The organism is Bradyrhizobium oligotrophicum S58 (genome assembly GCF_000344805.1).
GTDB lineage: Bacteria > Pseudomonadota > Alphaproteobacteria > Rhizobiales > Xanthobacteraceae > Bradyrhizobium > Bradyrhizobium oligotrophicum.
This window is the reverse complement of record NC_020453.1, coordinates 594,103-611,402: the sequence shown is the minus strand read 5'-3', so window position 1 is coordinate 611,402 and position 17,300 is coordinate 594,103. Positions and strand designations below refer to the sequence as shown.

Genomic DNA, 17,300 nt, shown 5'->3' with positions numbered 1-17,300 from the left:
TTGCAGTTCCATTGCGCAAGGATTCCATGGCCCGACGCACCGGCAGCGCCGATCTCCCGCTCCATTCCGGGCGCGTCCCGGCCTGGCTCGGCACGCGCATGGCCTCGCTCGGCGCCATCGTCACCCAGGCGATCGTGCATCATTACGGCCGCGACGAATTCCTCGCGCGGATGTCGCATCCGTTCTGGTTCCAGTCGTTCGGCGCCGTGATGGGGATGGACTGGCATTCCTCGGGGATCACCACCAGCGTGATCGGCGCGCTGAAGCGCGGGCTCAAGCCGCTGTCCGGCGAGCTCGGAATCTATGTCTGCGGCGGCCGCGGCGAGCATTCGCGCAGGACGCCGGACGAGCTCCGTTTGCTCAGCGACCGGCTCGGCCTCGACGGCGAGGACCTGGTGCGCACCAGCAGGCTGGTCGCCAAGGTCGACAGCGCCGCGGTGCAGGACGGCTTCGACCTCTATCTGCACGGCTTCTTCGTCACCGCCGACGGCAAATGGACCGTCGTGCAGCAGGGCATGAATGGCGAGGCGCGCCAGGCCCGCCGCTATCACTGGCACTCGCAACAGCTGGCGAGCTTCGTCGACGCCCCGCACAGCGCCATCGACGGGCCGGCGCAGGGCGAGATCGTCAACCTCACCGATCGCCGCGCGGCACCGTCGCGCAGCGCCCAGCTCGAGCTGCTCACCGACCTCGGCCCCGACCGCGTCGTCACCGAATTCGAACGGCTGAGCACGCCGGAGCCGGCGCAGGGAATGCTGCCGCATCTGGTCATGCCCGCGCATCACGACGTCAGGCCGAAGGACGTGTTCGCGCGCCGTCTGCACGGCACACTCGCGGCCGCCGCCGAACGCGGTCCGGTCGATTTCCCCGAGCTGCTGCTGACGCCGGGCGTCGGCGCCCGCACGGTGCGCTCGCTCGCCATGGTCGCCGAGGTCGTGCACGGCGCGCCGTACCGGTTCACGGATCCGGCGCGGTTCTCGCTGGCGCATGGCGGCAAGGATCGTCATCCCTATCCGGTGCCGATCAAGGTCTATGACGAGACCATCCGCGTGCTCAAATCGGCGGTCGGCCATGCGAAGCTCGGCCGTGACGAGGCGCTGGCGGCGCTGAAGCGGCTCGACGACCAGGCCCGGCAGCTCGAACGCAGCGCGACTGGTCCCTCGCTCGACGCCTTCATCGCCACCGAGCGGGCCGCTTCGCCGGATCTCGACGGGCGATCGGTGTTCGGCTGGGAGCGCGATCTCATTCAGCGCACCGGCGAGGCGTGACATCGTGCCGGCGCGCAGCGCGGGCGTGCTCGCCTTTCGCCATCGCGATGGCGCGCTCGAGGTGCTGCTGGTGCACCCGGGCGGGCCGTTCTGGCGCAACAAGGATCTCGGCGCCTGGTCGATCCCGAAGGGCGAGTTCGGCGCCGGCGAAGCGGCCGAGGCGGTGGCGCGGCGCGAATTCGCCGAGGAGCTCGGCACCGCGTTGACGGCAGCGCTGCTGCCACTCGGTGAGATCAAGCAGCGCGGCGGCAAGGTGGTCGAGGCGTTCGCCGCCGAGACCGATCTCGATGCCGACGCCATCGTCAGCAATGATTTCGAGCTCGAATGGCCGCCGCGCAGCGGCCGCAGGCAACGCTTTCCCGAAGTGGACCGCGCGGCATGGTTCGACCTCGCCGAGGCCCGGCGCCGGATCAATTCCGCCCAGGCCGCCCTGCTCGATCGTCTGGTCGATCGTCTCGCGAAGATCGGCGGAGGGTGAGCCTTCACCATCCGCCGGCCCGCCTCACGCCGCGCGGACGCTGCCGAGGAAGTGCCCGGTCTGGCTCTTCAGCTGATCCGACTGACTGCCGAGCTGGGCCGCCGCGCTCAGCACCTGCGCCGCCGCGGCACCGACCTGGCCGGAGGCCTCGCGGACGCCGACGATGTGCTGCATGACGCCCTGGGTGCCCTGTGCCGCCTGCTGCACGCTGCGGGCGATTTCCTTGGTCGCGGCGCCCTGCTCCTCGACCGCGGCGGCGATGGTCTCGGTGATCGAGTTCATCTGGCCGATCGTGGTGCCGATGTCGCGGATCGCGGTGACGGTCGAGGTCGTGGCGTCGCGGATCGCCTCGATCTGGCTGGTGATCTCCTCGGTCGCCTTGGCGGTCTGCGCCGACAGCGCCTTGACCTCGTTGGCGACGACCGCGAAGCCCTTGCCGGCCTCGCCGGCCCGCGCCGATTCGATCGTCGCGTTCAGCGCCAGCAGATTGGTCTGGCCCGCGATGGTCTGGATCAACGCCATGACCTCGCCGATCTTCTGCGACGCGTGGACCAGCCTGTCGACCATCGCCTCCGTCCGCGTCGCCTGCCCGACCGCGTTCTGGGCGATCGAGGACGACTGCGTCACCTGCTTGGCGATCTCCTGGATCGACGACGACAGCTGCTCGGCCGAAGCCGACACCATCTGCACGTTCTTCGCGGTCTGCTCGGCGGCCGCGGCCACCTTCGAACTCTGATCGCTGGTGCCGGAGACGATGCTCGACATCGATTGCGCCGACGACTGCAATTCGCCCGCTGCGCTCGCCGTGGTCTGGATCACGCCGCCGATCGAGCGCTCGAATTCGTCGGCGATGCGCGCCAGCACCACACGGCGCTCCTCCGCGGCCTGCTGCTTGGACTGCTCCTGCTCGGCCCTGGCGCGCTCGCTCTCGGCGAGATGCTCCTTGAAGATCTGCAGACTGCGCGCCATGCGGCCGATCTCGTTCCTGCGTCCGGTGTAGGGCACGTCGAACGCCAGATTGCCCTTGGTCAGTTCGTCCATCACAGCGCAGGTCCGGTCGAGCGGCGCGACGATGCCGCGACCGAGCCAGAAGGCGACCAGAGCCGCCACGATGAGACCGGCGAGGCCGCCCATGCTGGCCCACAGCGCCCGCTGGTAGACGACCGCATCGATGTCGTCGACATAGACGCCGGCCTGGATCGCCAGCATCTTGTCGCCGCTGCCATAGGCGCCGACATAGGACATCTTCGGAAGCTCGGCGGTCCCTCCGGCACGCGGCACCTTGTATTCGACGAAGCCGCCGCCGGCGCGCGCCGTGCGCACGATGTCCTGGATCAGCAGCTTCCCGGTGGAATCCTTGAAGTCCCAGCGATTGACGTTGATGTATTTCGGATTGGCGTGGACGTACGTGACGCCCGCGTCGGACATCCCGGTGCCGTAGACGCCGAGATAGTCGTTGTATTGGCCCCAGCGCATCGCGCCGATCGCCGCGAAGGCCTGCTGGCGGGCCTGCTCCGGCGGCATCTTCCCGGCCGTCGCCGCGGCGTCATAGGAGCTCAGGATCTTGACGGCGGAGTCCACGAGGTTGCGGACCATGGTCTGCCGTTCCTCGATGACGGTTCCGCGCATCATCAGGATCTGCATGGCGGAGACGGCGAACAGTGCGATCGACATCACGGCAATGATCGCCGCCAGACGCTGATAGACAGTCAGGTGTCGCATTTTTCTCATTCTCGTACATGGGCTGTATGCACGATACCAAGCTCACATTAATGGTTTGCTATCTTTGCCGACCGATCCCGGCCCGACTAATTAGTCTTTGGGTCAATACCCCATCCGTTCGCGTGAAGTCCTGGCGGGAAACAACCAAAGTGCCGTTTGGCGAGGGCGGGGATCCCGCCAAACCGGTTCCCATGGAACCGGGCCTCGAAGGGGCATCCCATCCGATCGCCTCCCCCCCCGCGGCGCATCGGCGCCCGGGCTTTGTGCAGCGAAGCCCCTGGGGGAATCGAGGATGCAGGGGAGACCAGGCATCGGCTGATTCCTGCGCCCCCCGTGCGAAAGGAATGCACCGGGCAGGAACCACAGGCTCAGCCGGACAGCCCCCGGCGGGCCCTGCACGACGGTTTTCACAGCTGCTCCGCGATCTCCCTGGGGACCGGCTGTCTTGCCCCCATCGTCGGCGCGATGCGCTTCCGCACCGCCGTCCGGCTTGACCTCAGCATCGGGAAGCCAGGACCACGCGACTTGACCGTCCGCATCGGATCGTTCGTCGGCGCGACAAAGCACCTCCGACCGACAGGGCCACCGCATCCCCGCCTCGAAGCGGCTTTCGACCGCACAGGCGGGACAAGCCCGGCATGACGAAGACCAACCGGAAGGCGATGGTGGCGGCCGTGCTCCTTCAAAATCCCGATGATCTGCTCTTCCGTAAAGCGGCTACGCTTCACGCTCTGGTCCTCACGGGGGGCGAGAGCGAACTTCAAACCGGATTGAGCCTGAGGGGCAAGGCCACGAGAGAGCACTGAGCCGGCAGTGGCAGCTCCAGCACCGCCCCCGCACCGAGATCGGCTGAGCAATGAGTCAGATGAGATGAAAGCCCGAGAGATGGCCGAGCAGATCAGCTGTGGCCTGACTTGGGATCCCGATCACACCGTCGTTATTGAAATCTTGAGAAAATGTCGTCTCCATGTTTTCGACGGTTGCACTCGTGCCTGGCGCCCATCCGCTGAGATTTGAGGTGTAGTTGCCGTTGCTGTCTGCGGCCGTGAAAGTAAATTGGCCAGTGCTCGAGTCCTTCCACGCGATGTCGAACCCCGAGGCGGTCTGGATCGCTGCAATCGGATTGGTATTACCAAGCTGGCCATCGACAAAGGGGGCGCCGCCGATCTTGATCGATGGACCCGAGCCGTTGACATACATGAAATACTGATCGGCGATGTGGAGCAGGTTGGTGTTGCCGTTGGAATGAACGAGCGATGCCGTCACCCCGACGGTACCGTCATGATTGAAATCCTGCTTAAAGACCGCCTCTTGCAATTCAGCAGTCAGGCTGGTTCCCGAGACCATTCCGGAAAGGTTTGACTGGTAGTTGCCGTTGTTGTCGGCGAACGTGAAAGTAAATTGGCCAGAGCTCGAGTCCTGCCAGGCGATCTCAAAACCCGTGCCATTCTGGATTGCGGCAATGGGCGCGGTGCTGCCAAGCTGGCCGACGACAAGCGGAGCACCGCCGATCTTGATCGACGGACCCGATCCGTTCACATACATGAAATACTCGTCGGCAATCTGCAGCAGACTGGTGTTGCCGTTGGCATGCACGAGCGACGCCGTCACACCGACAGTGCCGTCATGGTTGAAGTCCTGACCGAAAGTCGTCTCCATTTGTTCGGCAAACAGGCTATGTCCCGAGACCATGCCGGAAAGGTTCGACGTGTAGTTGCCGTTGCTGTCGGCGGTCGTGAATGTGAACTGGTCGGCGCCTGCAACCTGCCAAACGATGTCGTAGCCGTTCCCGGCCTGAACCGCACCGATCGGGCTGATGCTGCCGAACTCGCCCACGGTTACGAGCGCGCCACCGTACATGAGCGCGGACTCGGCTCCGGTGCTGGCATTAATCAGCAGGTAGTGGTTTGCTCCTTGAGCAAGACTCGTTGATCCATCGGTCTGAAGGATGACAGGCGTCGTATTGAAGCCGATTGCATCGAGCATTTCCCTATCGACCGCAGTGAGCGACTGGATCGTTGTCGGGCTGCCAAACTCGTTGAAGGGATCGTTCGGTCCCTGAACGCCGCCATTTAGAAAATCGCTGGAATCCGACGTCTGGCCGAAGTCGGCCAGTTTCGTGTTTCCGCCATCAACCGAGAAATAGGCCGGGACCGCCGTGTCGCCTGTAGAATACAGGTGGTTGCCCGCACTCGTGTAGCGTACAAAATCAAAAGTGCCCGCAGCGATTGCGGCGCCAGAACCAGATGCGCCGGACGCGGGCTCCCGTCCCATCGCATGTGTCAGTTCGTGCAGGGCGGCGCCGACCAAAAGATTGGTCGGAATTGAGGGGTCAAAGCCAACGGCTCCGTCTATGACCGAGGCCGTTGGCGACATCAGGCCCAAGGCTTTCGCGACTGCGGAACTTACGCCAAACGCATAATTATTGTCGACGATCGATGTATTCGGCAACGAGTTCACGACCGACTGATCGACGACCGAGGTCTCGTGGGCTGCGAGCGCGGACCTCAAATCCGAGTAATTGACGAAAAGGTTGTCCAAAGACCCGCCCAGCGCCTGTCCAGCTTTGGTTTTGAACGCACCGTTGTTCCAATCGCCGTACCCGACAAGAATGGTAACTGTAATGTTGTCGAGGATTTCTGCGTCCAGAATGTTGGCAGCAGCTTGCATGGCGTCCCTGAAGCTCTGAGGAGCTGCAAGAGCAGAACTTTCATAATCGAGGACAAGGTTCATTCGTGCGCCTGAGGTCTGGCTTCGGTCGATCAAGGACTATTATGGGCGGATGTCTTTCTGTAAATGACGCCCCCTGGTTGCACCGGGGAATCGGGTTCTGAAGTAAGCCATTGTGTCCGCTTGTTTCTCTTGGTGATCATACAACTTATACGACAGCTGATGGCTGCATGGTCACGATTCGCCTGTGAATCGAGACGTAAATCTGCATTTTGAAGCGCGCGACGTTCAGTCTAAGCCCTACGCCGATCGTGTCCCGTTGCGTGGTGTAGCTGGCGGGGGGGGCACCGCGCCCGCCAGCATGGGCCGGATTGGTCAGGTGGCGATTGCTGGGAAGCCATTTGCGCCCGAGTTGCCTCGGCGTGAGCAGGGACGCGTGGCGGTGCTGATGTGCCTGATCCCGAGAACAAACTTCGTGGTCTGGCGCAGACGGATTCGGACTCTTCCGCTGGTCCGAACACAGGTGCTCGCGGAGATATCGCGCGGTCAGAACCCGTCGGGCGAATCGAGCGTCATGACGCAGCCACCGCCTGCGCCGGCCGGCGCCGCCGCAACAGCAGCAGAATGACGACGGCGGCACAGGAGCAAACCAGGCTCAGCGCCAGCGGCGCGTTGCTGCCATAGCGGGTGAGCAGCTCGACCAGGATCGGCGCCGACACCGCCGACAGCAGATTGAGCGGCAGCCCGATCTGGGCGGAGGCCTTGGCGAACGCCGCCTTGTCGTAGAACACCAGCGGCATGGTGGCGCGGGCCACGGCAAGCGCGCCGCTGCCGAGGCCATAGATCAGGATGAAGGCGGCGATCGCGGCATGCGAGCCGTCGCTCAGCATCAACAGCAGCATCGCCGCCGGCAGCGCCAGCCCGGCGACGATCGCGGTGGTGATGCCGTCCCAGCGGCCGCCGCCGAGAAAGTCGATCGCGCGGGCGCTGATCTGGATCACGCCCAGCATCGACCCGAAGCCGACGGCCTCCGCCGCCGACAAGCCCTCGGCCTTCAGGAGCTCGACCAGCACGGCGCCCATCCCGAACGCGACGAAGGCGTTGAGTCCGGAGGCGCCGACCAGCAGATAGAAGGTGCTGCGGGCCGGCGCCGACATCGGCACGGACGCCGCCGCGGCCGAGGTCGCCGGCAAATGATCATGGACGCGCCGCGGCAGCAGGAACACGAACAGCGGCAGCGACACCAGCAGCAGCAGGCCGGCATAGACCAGACAGGTGCTGCGCCAGCCGATCTGCGCCGACAGCGCCGCGGTGAGCGGCCAGAAGATGCTGCTCGACAATCCCGTGACCAGCATCAGGGCGCCGATGGCGCTGCGCGCGCGCAAGCCGGCGACCTCGTTGAGCACGATGTAGGACGCCGTCGACAGGGTCGCGCTGCCGGCGACGCCGAGCAGCAGCCACGCCGCATAATAGGACAGCGGCCCCTGCGCCGCCGCCAGCAGCGCATAGCCGGGCGCCGCCAGTAGCGTGCCCGCGATCATCACCCGACGCCCGCCATGCTTGACGAACGGCCGGGCCAGCAGCGGCGAGCACAGGCCCATCGACATGTACAGCACCGAGGTGCTGGCGAAGATCGCGGTCAGGTCCATCTCCAGATCCGCCGCCATGGCCCGGCCGATCACCGCCGGCAGGCTGAGCGTGCCCCAGCCAATCAGCTGGGTAATGGCGAGCACGATCAGGACGCGCAGCAGGGAGGGATCAGCGATGACGGGCGGCATTTCGGGGCGAGGGCATTGCAGGGGAGAGGACGCGCGACATGCGCCACAATGCTGGTTCTAGAGCATTCGCGCCGCACGAGCCCCGCTGTTTTGGAATTGCGCCCCACCGTGGATGAGGGTGCTCGGGCTATGTGCCGGCCATGACGCGCGCCGGTCGCCGCCGGCGAAGCAGCAACAGCATGAGCAGGGCAGCGGAGGAGCAGGCGAAGGTCACCCCCAGCAACGCGTTGCTGCCATAACCGGTGAGCAGCGCAGCCAGGACAGGCGCCGAGACGGCAGATAACAGATTGAGCGGCAGCGCGATCTGCGCCGACGCTCTCGCAAACGCCGCCTTGTCGTAGAACACGAGCGGCATGGTCGCCCGTGCCACCGCCAGTGCGCCGCTGCCGAGGCCATAAATCAGAATGAAGACCGCCACCGTCGCGTAGGAGCCACCAGCCACGATCAGCAGCAGCATCGCCAGTGGTAACGCAAGCCCCGCGGTGAGCGCCGTGGTGATGCCGTCCCAACGGCCCCCGCCCAGGAAATCAACGGCGCGGGCACTGATCTGGACCACACCCAACATCGACCCGAAGCCGACCGCTTCCGCGCTCGTGAGTCCTTCAACCCTTAGCAACTCGATGAAGATGGCGCTCAGCCCCATCGACACGAAGGCATTGAGGCCGATGGCTGCGACCAGCAGATAGAACGTACTTCGCGCGAGAGCTGATTGGACGCTCGCTGCTTGTATGTCCGAGGCGAGGGCCAGATGATCCCGGGGGCGCTTCGGTAGGACGAACACAAGGAGAGGTAGCGTGATGAGCAGAAGCAGCCCGACATACATCAGACAAGTGCCGCGCCAGCCGATATGAGCGCCCATGACGGAGCTGAGCGGCCAGAAGATGCTGCTCGACAGTCCGGTCACCAGCATCAGGGCACCGATGGCGCTCCGCGCGCGCGGCCCGGCGATCTCGTTCAGAACGATGTAGGCGGCCGTCGAGAGCGTCGCGCTGCCGGCAATGCCAAGGAGCAGCCAGGCCATATAGTAGATGATCGGTCCCTGCGCGGCGGACAGCAAGCCGTAACCCGGCGCGGCGAGCAGCGTGCCCGCGATCATCATTCGCCTGCCACCATGGTGCACGAACCATCGCGCCAGCAGCGGCGAGCACAGTCCCATCACCATATAGAGGGTCGCATTGCCGGCAAAGACCGCGGCCAGAGTCATGCCCAGATCCGCCGCCATGTCGCGACCGAGCACGGCCGGCAGGCTGAGCGTGCCCCATCCGATCAATTGCGTGACAGCCAGCACGGCGAGCGCTGTCAGGACCTTTCTTTCCGCGACCACCCCAGGCATCTCCACGACGAAACCAGGCCGTAGCCTACGGAAACGGCGTGACATTCGAACGCGATTGCCGTCCTTCGCGATTGGAAGACGTCGATTTTGCCGGCGACCGCCCCCCTCTCCCGGGCCAAACGCCGCATCTCGTTTCGCTCATGTTCCCCAACCTTTAATTGGGGCGCCGCCCAATGAAAGGATTCCCGCCTTTCGTTAAATCAAGGCCCGGCGGCCATGGAAGCTGGGTGTGTCCCTGGCCGGGCGATTGGAACGCGGTCTCCGCCTAAGACGGACCGGCAGCAGCAGACCAGCTGCACAGACACGGCTGCACCACGGCGCCGCAGATCCGGCGAGCTGTTCGGCCCGGGAACGGGGCATACTGACTGGCGGAGAGAGTGTCCGCGAAAATCGGCCAATTTGTCCATAAATTGCATATATTTAGCTCAATTTTGTGCCCGCATTCCCACGGCGTCACCCTCGTCATCGTGGCGGATTGGAGCGAAAGCCGACGGACAATTGCGGTCTATTATAGACGCGACCCGGGATTGGAGCGCCGATTTCTCTCGACACAGGAAGCGCCGAAACCCTCAGCGGATTGCCGTCAAACCGTGTCTCCACCCGAGCCATTTGCGATAAGACCAGCAGCCTATCCTTCCAAAGCGACGCTCGGAGCGGAGCCGCTAGACGTGCGCTCACCTAGGAGGCCGTGAACCTATTTTGAAGCCCCTGAGTTAAGACGGTATATAGCTAGCAGCCCGCGAATAGTGAGGTCTGGATCGAAGTGATCTATCGCGTCGGTAGCACCGTGAAACAATGATGCGACACCGCCGGTTGCAACGACTGTCATTGCTTGTTTCCGTTCCGCCTTGATACGTGCGATCATCCCTTCGATAAGCGCAACGTGCCCCCAGAATATACCGGACTGCATGGCGCTGACCGTGTCATCGCCGACAATCCGGCCCGGCCTTTGCAGAGCGATTCTAGGAAGCTTCGCGGCGGCGGCATGCAGTGCCTCCATCGACAGGTGGACGCCTGGCGCAATCACGCCTCCCTCGAAGCCGCCATCACTTCCGATCACATCCAAGGTGATAGCAGTGCCGCTGTCTACGATAATCAATGGGCCCCGATACAGACCAGCGGCGCCGAGGGCATTGACTAGTCGATCGGATCCAACCTCCGCGGGAGTTCTCGTTCGGATTGGAATGCCTGGCTTTGCATTTTCACCAATGATCAGGGGCTCGACGCTCAGATAACGGCGAGACAAATTTCGCAGGTTGAAGATTGATTGCGGGACTACGCTTGATATCACACATGCATCTATGAGTCCCAGTTCAAGCTTGTGCATTTTCATCAACTGCGACAGCCAAACTGCGTATTCATCTGCCGTACGACTTGGCTCTGTTGCCGATCTCCATTGGGCAACCCAATGGCTTCCATCGTGGACCGCAAAAAGGCTGTTCGTGTTTCCTTGCTCAATTGCCAGAAGCATTGATAGAGCCTTCGCTTGGTGTCGTCCTCACCCGAGGGATTCACTTACAACGATTGCGGTCGATCTTCAGGCCGGCACATCGGCCTTGTGCGCGCGATGCCCAAAGCGCCAACCGCCGCAAGTGCTGGCGCGAATGCAATCAAACAAAAAGACAAAAACGCCGCGCATGCGCCGCCGTTTAGGCCGATAAGTGCGAGCAAATCCAATATCATTCCTATGAAGGAAAACGCGAGCATAGCTGCAAAACCCAGCACCGCGTCGGCTCCGGATAGACCCCAGGTTTCTAAGGGGTGAGAAGGCGGCCTCAAGACGATATTGCTAGACATCTCCGCATCCTAATGGCTGTTCAATCCGAGCGTAGGCTAGACCCTCTCAAAATTCGGCGGTATCTGTGATTTTTGGCAAGCTGTCTTCCCCAGCGCGGAAGGATTGCGATGGACCAATTCGCTGCGTTGGAGACTTTCGTCCGGGTGGTAGAGGCGGGAAGCTTGTCCGCTGCGGCGAGGTCACTCCCGAGCTCGCTCACCTCCGTGAGTCGGCAAATTTCCGAGTTGGAGCAACACTACGGAACACAGCTATTGTTACGGACCACCCGACGCTTGGCTCTTACCGAAGATGGACGAGTTCTCTATGAGCGAGCGAAGTCGATCCTAGCGGAGTTCAAAGAGATCGAAGCGGCACTGTCGCGCCGGGATCGACAGCCGTCGGGGCGTCTGCGCGTCAGCGTCCCCAGTCTAATCGGTCGACTGCTGATCGCACCACTGCTGGACGAATTCTTGCAGCGCTTCCCGTCGCTTTCTGTCGACTTACTTCTAGTCGACCGCCCCGTCGACATGGTCGAGGAAGATATTCATCTCTCGTTGCGTGTTGGACACTTGGTTGATTCGCAATTGGTCGCGCGAAAGATTGCCAATCTGCAGATGATCGTATGCGCTTCATTGGCCTACTTGGAACGTCGCGGAACCCCGCAATCACCAGCTGAGCTACAGCAGCATGAATGTCTGGTGTTCTCGAGCACACCTGGTGCCGCGGTATGGCGCTTCGGGCCAGATCAGGCAACCGAATGCCGGATCCGCATCACCGGGAGGATTTGGGCCAACAGTCTCGATGCGCTCGTCACCGCGGCGAAGCAGGGCGCTGGCATCGTGAGAGTGCCCTCCTGGCAAGTTGAGGCAGATCTTGCGGAGGGAGGTTTACGACGGATCCTTCGCAGTCACGAGCCCGCGCCGACCCCACTCAACCTTGTGTTTCAGCCGTCTCGCTTACCTTCCACGAAGACCCGGGCATTCGCAGATTTTCTCACCGACCGCTGGCGCAAGCGCGATCCATTTGCTTCTGGCGTTGACCATTGTGAAGACGATTGACAAGGACAGAGACGATATACACGCAACGGCCTTGCAAGAGGTCCCGTATCGATAGGCGGTCTTCGTATATTGACATGGAGTTGGGCCGAGTGACGTCTGATGTTCGGTAAACTCTGCACCTATTGGATCAATCCTCGGGGCCAAAAGCACGTTTGCCGGATCGCGGCTTTTGAGGCTCATCGCATACTAAACGAATCCTTCGTGAAGGCAGTCTTCGCGCCGGCCGCCATTGTCGTCCATCACCGATGATCTGCCTAAGTTTTCTGACCTGTAGGGCCATGCGTTTCCGGATCCGCCTCGAACGCTTGCTTCCCTTTCGCGGCCCACAGCTTGCGGGCGTGCCCGCCTTGATCGCTTTGGAGCTTGTCAGCTATCCAGAGCAGCGCACCGTAGATCGTAACCCGATCATCGCTGGTCAGTTCGACGATACGGGCTTTGACGATTAGGCCTCCCAGTTCGATGAGATGCCGCGTGCGCTTGCGGCGCTCGACCTGCCACGCGCGCATGTCATGCCAAGCTCTTGCGGCTTGATGCCGGTTGAACGCCGCTCGGTCGCGCAGGAGCGCCGTCCGTGTTGTGATCAGCTGCTGGCGTAATTCGCCGCGTCCGGCTTTGAAAGAAAGCGGCCCCGCGCTTGGCCCATGCCTCCCTCTTTCCGGCCTCTTTCGTCTCGGCCAAGACAAGCAGCGCGCCCGCCAGTTCTTCGGCGGTGAGAGCGTCTGCTCCAGTCGCGACAACCAGTTCACCGAGCTGGCAGACCTTGCGAGTTTTCAGCCCGCGGGCCTTGTCTTCGAGTGCCTTCAGGTCCGCATCAAAGTCTCTTGGTTTGCGCATCGTGGTCTCCATGAGTGTTGGTGGAGAAATGATAGCTTGGCTACCGGCGCATTGCTGTAGGGTCATCAGGACAGGCTGGGACGGTGCGATCCCTCACGAGATTTTTTCGAGAGAGGGCGCGCTTATACGTCGTGCCGACGCACGCTTCGCTGTGTAGATGCTCTGGTCGCGATGGCGATCTATCATCTTCACGTCAAGGTCATTGGCCGGAAGGCTGGGAGCAGTGCGGTGGCATCGGCGGCCTACCGCTCGGGCTCGCGGCTGCGCGACGAGCGGCTCGGCCGGGAGCAGGATTTTTCCGCCAAGCGCGGCGTCGTCCATTGCGAGGTGATGCTGCCGGAGAACGCGCCGGAAGCCTGGCGCGACCGCGAGCGGCTGTGGAATGCTGTCGAGTCATTCGAAGTCCGAAAAGATGCCCAGCTGGCCCGTGAGGTCGAGTTCGCGCTTCCGCGAGAACTGACCGAGACACAGGGGATCGAGCTGGCCCGCGACTTCGTTCGCGGCGAGTTCGTGGGTCTCGGCATGATCGCCGACCTCAATGTGCATTGGGACAGGACCGAGGACGGCATGCCCAAGCCCCATGCCCATGTCATGCTGACGATGCGCGCGGTCGACGAGAACGGGTTTGGCCAGAAGGTCCGGGATTGGAATCGCACCGAGATGGTCGAGCGATGGCGCAAACGCTGGGCGGAGCTCGCCAATGAGCGTCTGGCCGAACTCGACATCGACGCGCGGATCGATCATCGCAGCCTGAAAGACCAGGGTATTGCGCTCGAGCCGCAAAGCCAGATCGGCGCACCGGCGAAACGCATCGAGGGTCGGGACGCCGCAGGCGAAGGGGCTGAGGCCGACCGGGCCGAGATGCACCGCGAGATAGCGCGCAACAACGGCGCGCGGATCATCGCCGATCCCTCTATCGGCCTGGACGCTATCACCCAGCAGCAATCGACCTTCACGCGCCGAGACCTGGCAAAGTTCGCGCATCGGCACAGTGACGGGCTCGACCAGTTCAACGAGGTCATGGGCGCGATGCGGGGAGCGCCAGATCTGGTCGAACTCGGCAAGGACGCCCGCGGCGAGGATCGGTTCACCACCCGCGGCATGGTCGAGGCAGAACGGCGCCTGCACCGTGCCGCTGAATTGATGGCGGACCGCGAGCGCCATGAGGTCCGCGACGCGGATTGCCAGGCCGCTTTGGCGCGAGCGGAAGCGCGCGGCCTGTTGCTGTCGTCCGAGCAGGCCGGGGCGCTGGCGCATGTCACGAACGGACGCGGTCTCAGCGTCGTTCTCGGCCATGCCGGGACGGGAAAGAGCGCGATGCTGGGGGTAGCGCGGGACGCCTGGGAGGCAGCCGGCTTCGAGGTTCGGGGCGCGGCGCTGTCCGGCATTGCCGCAGAAAACCTCGGAGGCGGATCGGGCATTGCGTCGCGCACGATCGCCAGCCTGGAGCATGGCTGGGAACAAGGCCGTGATCAGCTCAGATCCAGTGATGTGCTGGTGATCGACGAGGCGGGCATGGTCGGCACGCGCCAGCTTGAGCGCGTGCTGTCGCATGCTGCCGAGGCCGGCGCGAAGGTGGTGCTGGTCGGCGATCCGCAACAATTACAGGCCATCGAGGCGGGCGCGGCGTTCCGCTCCATCCATGAGCGCCACGGCGGCGCGGAAATCGGAGAGGTGCGCCGCCAGCGCCAGGACTGGCAGCGCGAGGCCACGCGCGATCTGGCAACCGGCAAAGTGGGCCAGGCGCTCGGAGCTTACCGCACCCACGGCATGGTGCACGAGGCCCCGAGCCGCGAACGGGCGCGCGGCGATCTGATCGAGCGCTGGGACCGCGACCGGCAGGCCTCGCCCGATCGCAGCCGGATCATTCTCACCCACACCAACGACCAAGTTCGGGACCTCAACGAGGTAGCACGCGAGCGGATGCGGGCTGTAGGTGATCTGGGCGATGAGGTGGGGGTGACGGTCGAGCGCGGCGCGAGAGCCTTCGCCAGCGGAGATCGCGTCATGTTCCTGCAGAACGAGCGCGGTCTTGGCGTCAAGAACGGCACGCTCGGAACCATCGCGCAGGTCAGCGCGCAATCCATGGCCGTGCAGACCGACGATGGCCGATCCGTGCGTTTCGACCTCAAGGATTACAACCGGATCGACCATGGCTATGCCGCGACAATCCACAAGGCGCAGGGTATGACTGTCGACCGCGTCCATGTCCTGGTGACGCCCGGCATGGACGCCCACAGCAGCTATGTCGCCCTGTCGCGGCACCGCGATGGGGTGGACCTGCATTATGGCCGCGACGATTTTGCCAATGCGGACCGGCTCGCCCGTACCCTGTCGCGCGATCGCGCCAAGGACATGGCCTCGGAGTACGACTTATCCGATGCGGTCCAGAGCTATGCCGAACGGCGCGGGATCACGTTCCGCGAGCGCGTTGCCGAGATCGTGCGCAAGATCGTGCCGCAGAAGCTGCGCGAGATGTTTGATGGCCTGCGTTCGCCTACAGATGCCCCCGGGCCGGATAGTGGACGCAGGCCGGAGCAAGCATCGCCGGAAAGGGAAACGGGGCGTACGGGAGCCGACCGGCGCGACATCGAGGCACCGGAAAGGCAGGCGGCGAAGGACCCGCGCGAGGAATTGCGTCGCCTGCGCACGCGAGCACTCGTCCGCCATGCCCGCGCCGTGGATACCATCCTCACAGCGCAGGAGAAGGGCGGCGCGACCAATCCTGCGCAAGTGAAAGAACTACAGACGGCTCGCCAAGCCTTCGAAGAAGTGCGGCCCTTTGGTCCGCGTGATGCCGAAGCCGCCTACAGGAAGAACCCGGAACTGGCACGCGAAGCGGCTGGCGGCCAGGTCAGCCGCGCCGTCCGCGCGCTCCAGCTCGAGACCGAACTTAGCACCGATCCGAGCCGCCGCGCCGATCACTTCGTGGAACGCTGGCAGAAGCTCGATCACACCAGCCAGCGCCAGTATCAGGCCGGTGACATGTCCGGCTACAAGGCCACACGTTCGGCGATGGGCGACATGGCCAAAAGCCTTGAACGCGATCCGCAACTAGAATCCATCCTCGCCAATCGCAAGCGGGAGCTCGGTATCTCGTTCGAATCAGGCCGCCGGCTCGGTCAGGAGTTGGCCTTCACCCGCGGTATCGGCTTTGGAAGAGACCGAGGGCTTGAACGTTGATACCGCCTGTCTGCCGCCGTTTGGACGCCAAGCAACGACAAGTCGAAAACCCAATTGCACGCCCGGCAGATGCCTGCCCCTCTGCTCAGCAGCTGTCAGAAACAGCCAGCAGGAGGCACCGCGACCGTGCACGAACCAGATCGTATCATCCGTCTGAAAACCGTCCTCGCCAGGACCGGGCTGTCCCGTTCCACCATCTACCGCAAGATCGCCGAGGGCACGTTTCCGGCTCAGCTCAGGATCAGCACCAACGGGAGCGGCTGGCATGAATCGGACATCAACCGCTGGATCGCAGATCCAGCCGGATGGCCTTCGAAGGGCGAGCTAGATGAAGCCTGGCGAAGTCGGTGATTGCCCAGCTTCGGCCAGGACGTCAGGCCGCATGTCCTCTTGCTGCGATGGCAGTGAACCGGCCCGGCCTCGGACCGAAAAGGCGGGTGCTGTCGCGCCCGGCTCCGCCGCTTCGGTCCTGACTGCGGAACCACCGCCTCGGCTCCTGCTTCCCAAGGAGACAAGGATATATTGCGGGAGCTGTCGCACTCCCATCGGCACCGGCGCTCTGCCGGCGCTTTACCCCGGCGTGCAAGAGGGCGACGCCCCTCCAGATTGATTAATAACGCGAGATCAATGGCACGTACAAGGCTGCGCTAGAACCACCAATGAGATTAGGATCAAGGCTGCCGCAGCCGCAGGCGTGCGTCGCGCCCCCCCGAACGCCGATGACGCTTGCGCTGGCGTTCGCGGGTGCTCGGGGTGGAATGGATCAGTCAAGTTCTCCTCAAGTCGCTTCAGATCGGAAACCTCGGATGACTCATATCAGAGACATTCCTAGCATGAGCACGGCCACCGGGGGCGTGATGCCGACTGCGGCTCCCGTCCTAAGAGCGTCATGCCGCTCTGCCTCAAGGGCTGCCTTGGAAGAGTACGCCTGCTTCTCAACACCGAACAGCTTCGAGGAGTTGAATCGCGTCTTCGCAGACGGCATTTCGCTCTCAATTGACCAGCTAGGCATAGGCGTGCTTTCAGGCCGAGGCTTAGCCGTATTCTTCAGATACTCATCAGGGTCAAACGGCTCCACTTTCACGACGGTCCAGTCATCAATGGGCCACCTCTGCCACGTGATGAACGCGACAGAAGCGATCCACAGCACCGAAGCGACCACCCACAAACGGAAAAGGCCTCTGGTTATCCGCATGCAA

Annotated in this window: 14 protein-coding genes; 6 read left to right on the top strand and 8 right to left on the bottom strand. The window is 63.4% G+C overall.

All coding sequences use genetic code 11. The annotated features are described in order from the left end of the window. Positions 1-26 precede the first annotated feature (26 nt). Together S58_RS02765 and S58_RS02760 are read left to right on the top strand one after the other, a co-directional pair. On the top strand, positions 27-1,268 hold the full coding sequence (locus S58_RS02765; RefSeq protein ID WP_015663713.1) for a DUF763 domain-containing protein: 1,242 nt from the start codon (positions 27-29) through the stop codon (positions 1,266-1,268). Positions 1,269-1,272: 4 nt separating this feature from the next. Beyond that, positions 1,273-1,746, top strand: a complete 474-nt coding sequence (locus tag S58_RS02760; protein ID WP_015663712.1) for an NUDIX domain-containing protein — start codon at positions 1,273-1,275, stop codon at positions 1,744-1,746. Between the two features lie 24 nt (positions 1,747-1,770). Here the strand turns inward: S58_RS02760 and S58_RS02755 are convergent, their stop codons facing one another. Next, the gene (locus S58_RS02755) at positions 1,771-3,468 is read right to left on the bottom strand and encodes a methyl-accepting chemotaxis protein (RefSeq protein WP_015663711.1); all 1,698 of its coding nucleotides are present in this window, start codon (positions 3,466-3,468) and stop codon (positions 1,771-1,773) included. Between the two features lie 638 nt (positions 3,469-4,106). On the opposite strand from S58_RS02755, the gene S58_RS38085 reads away from it, so the two are divergent. Beyond that, positions 4,107-4,274, top strand: coding sequence for a hypothetical protein (locus S58_RS38085; protein WP_160167579.1), 168 nt, complete (start codon positions 4,107-4,109; stop codon positions 4,272-4,274). Positions 4,275-4,329: 55 nt separating this feature from the next. On the opposite strand, the gene S58_RS02750 is transcribed toward S58_RS38085, so the two are convergent. The 5 genes from S58_RS02750 to S58_RS37185 all read right to left on the bottom strand — a co-directional run bounded on the left by S58_RS02750 (position 4,330) and on the right by S58_RS37185 (position 11,046). Next, positions 4,330-6,201: an NF038122 family metalloprotease gene (locus S58_RS02750; RefSeq protein WP_144058230.1), complete on the bottom strand. Its 1,872-nt coding sequence runs from the start codon at positions 6,199-6,201 to the stop codon at positions 4,330-4,332. A 509-nt stretch (positions 6,202-6,710) separates the two neighbouring features. After that, the gene (locus tag S58_RS02745; protein ID WP_015663707.1) at positions 6,711-7,916 is read right to left on the bottom strand and encodes an MFS transporter; all 1,206 of its coding nucleotides are present in this window, start codon (positions 7,914-7,916) and stop codon (positions 6,711-6,713) included. A 127-nt stretch (positions 7,917-8,043) separates the two neighbouring features. After that, positions 8,044-9,249: an MFS transporter gene (locus S58_RS02740; RefSeq protein WP_042338609.1), complete on the bottom strand. Its 1,206-nt coding sequence runs from the start codon at positions 9,247-9,249 to the stop codon at positions 8,044-8,046. 694 nt (positions 9,250-9,943) lie between these two features. Then, a complete protein-coding gene (locus tag S58_RS02735; protein WP_042338607.1) occupies positions 9,944-10,720 on the bottom strand; it encodes a type III pantothenate kinase in 777 nt (258 codons plus the stop codon). Positions 10,721-10,764: 44 nt separating this feature from the next. Next, positions 10,765-11,046: a hypothetical protein gene (locus tag S58_RS37185; RefSeq protein WP_144058229.1), complete on the bottom strand. Its 282-nt coding sequence runs from the start codon at positions 11,044-11,046 to the stop codon at positions 10,765-10,767. 108 nt (positions 11,047-11,154) lie between these two features. On the opposite strand from S58_RS37185, the gene S58_RS02730 reads away from it, so the two are divergent. Then, entirely contained in the window at positions 11,155-12,084 is a 930-nt protein-coding gene (locus tag S58_RS02730) for a LysR family transcriptional regulator (RefSeq protein WP_015663703.1), read from the top strand. Positions 12,085-12,338: 254 nt separating this feature from the next. Here S58_RS02730 and S58_RS02725 read toward each other — a convergent pair whose 3' ends face one another. Together S58_RS02725 and S58_RS02720 are read right to left on the bottom strand one after the other, a co-directional pair. Next, positions 12,339-12,590: a conjugal transfer protein TraD gene (locus S58_RS02725; RefSeq protein WP_015663702.1), complete on the bottom strand. Its 252-nt coding sequence runs from the start codon at positions 12,588-12,590 to the stop codon at positions 12,339-12,341. A 1-nt stretch (position 12,591) separates the two neighbouring features. Continuing rightward, positions 12,592-12,918, bottom strand: coding sequence for a conjugal transfer protein TraD (locus tag S58_RS02720; RefSeq protein WP_015663701.1), 327 nt, complete (start codon positions 12,916-12,918; stop codon positions 12,592-12,594). Positions 12,919-13,089: 171 nt separating this feature from the next. On the opposite strand from S58_RS02720, the gene traA reads away from it, so the two are divergent. After that, the gene (traA, locus tag S58_RS02715; protein ID WP_042338605.1) at positions 13,090-16,101 is read left to right on the top strand and encodes a Ti-type conjugative transfer relaxase TraA; all 3,012 of its coding nucleotides are present in this window, start codon (positions 13,090-13,092) and stop codon (positions 16,099-16,101) included. A 126-nt stretch (positions 16,102-16,227) separates the two neighbouring features. Further along, complete coding sequence (locus S58_RS36075; protein WP_015663699.1) at positions 16,228-16,452, top strand: helix-turn-helix transcriptional regulator; 225 nt, start codon at positions 16,228-16,230, stop codon at positions 16,450-16,452. The last annotated feature ends 848 nt before the right edge of the window (positions 16,453-17,300 follow it).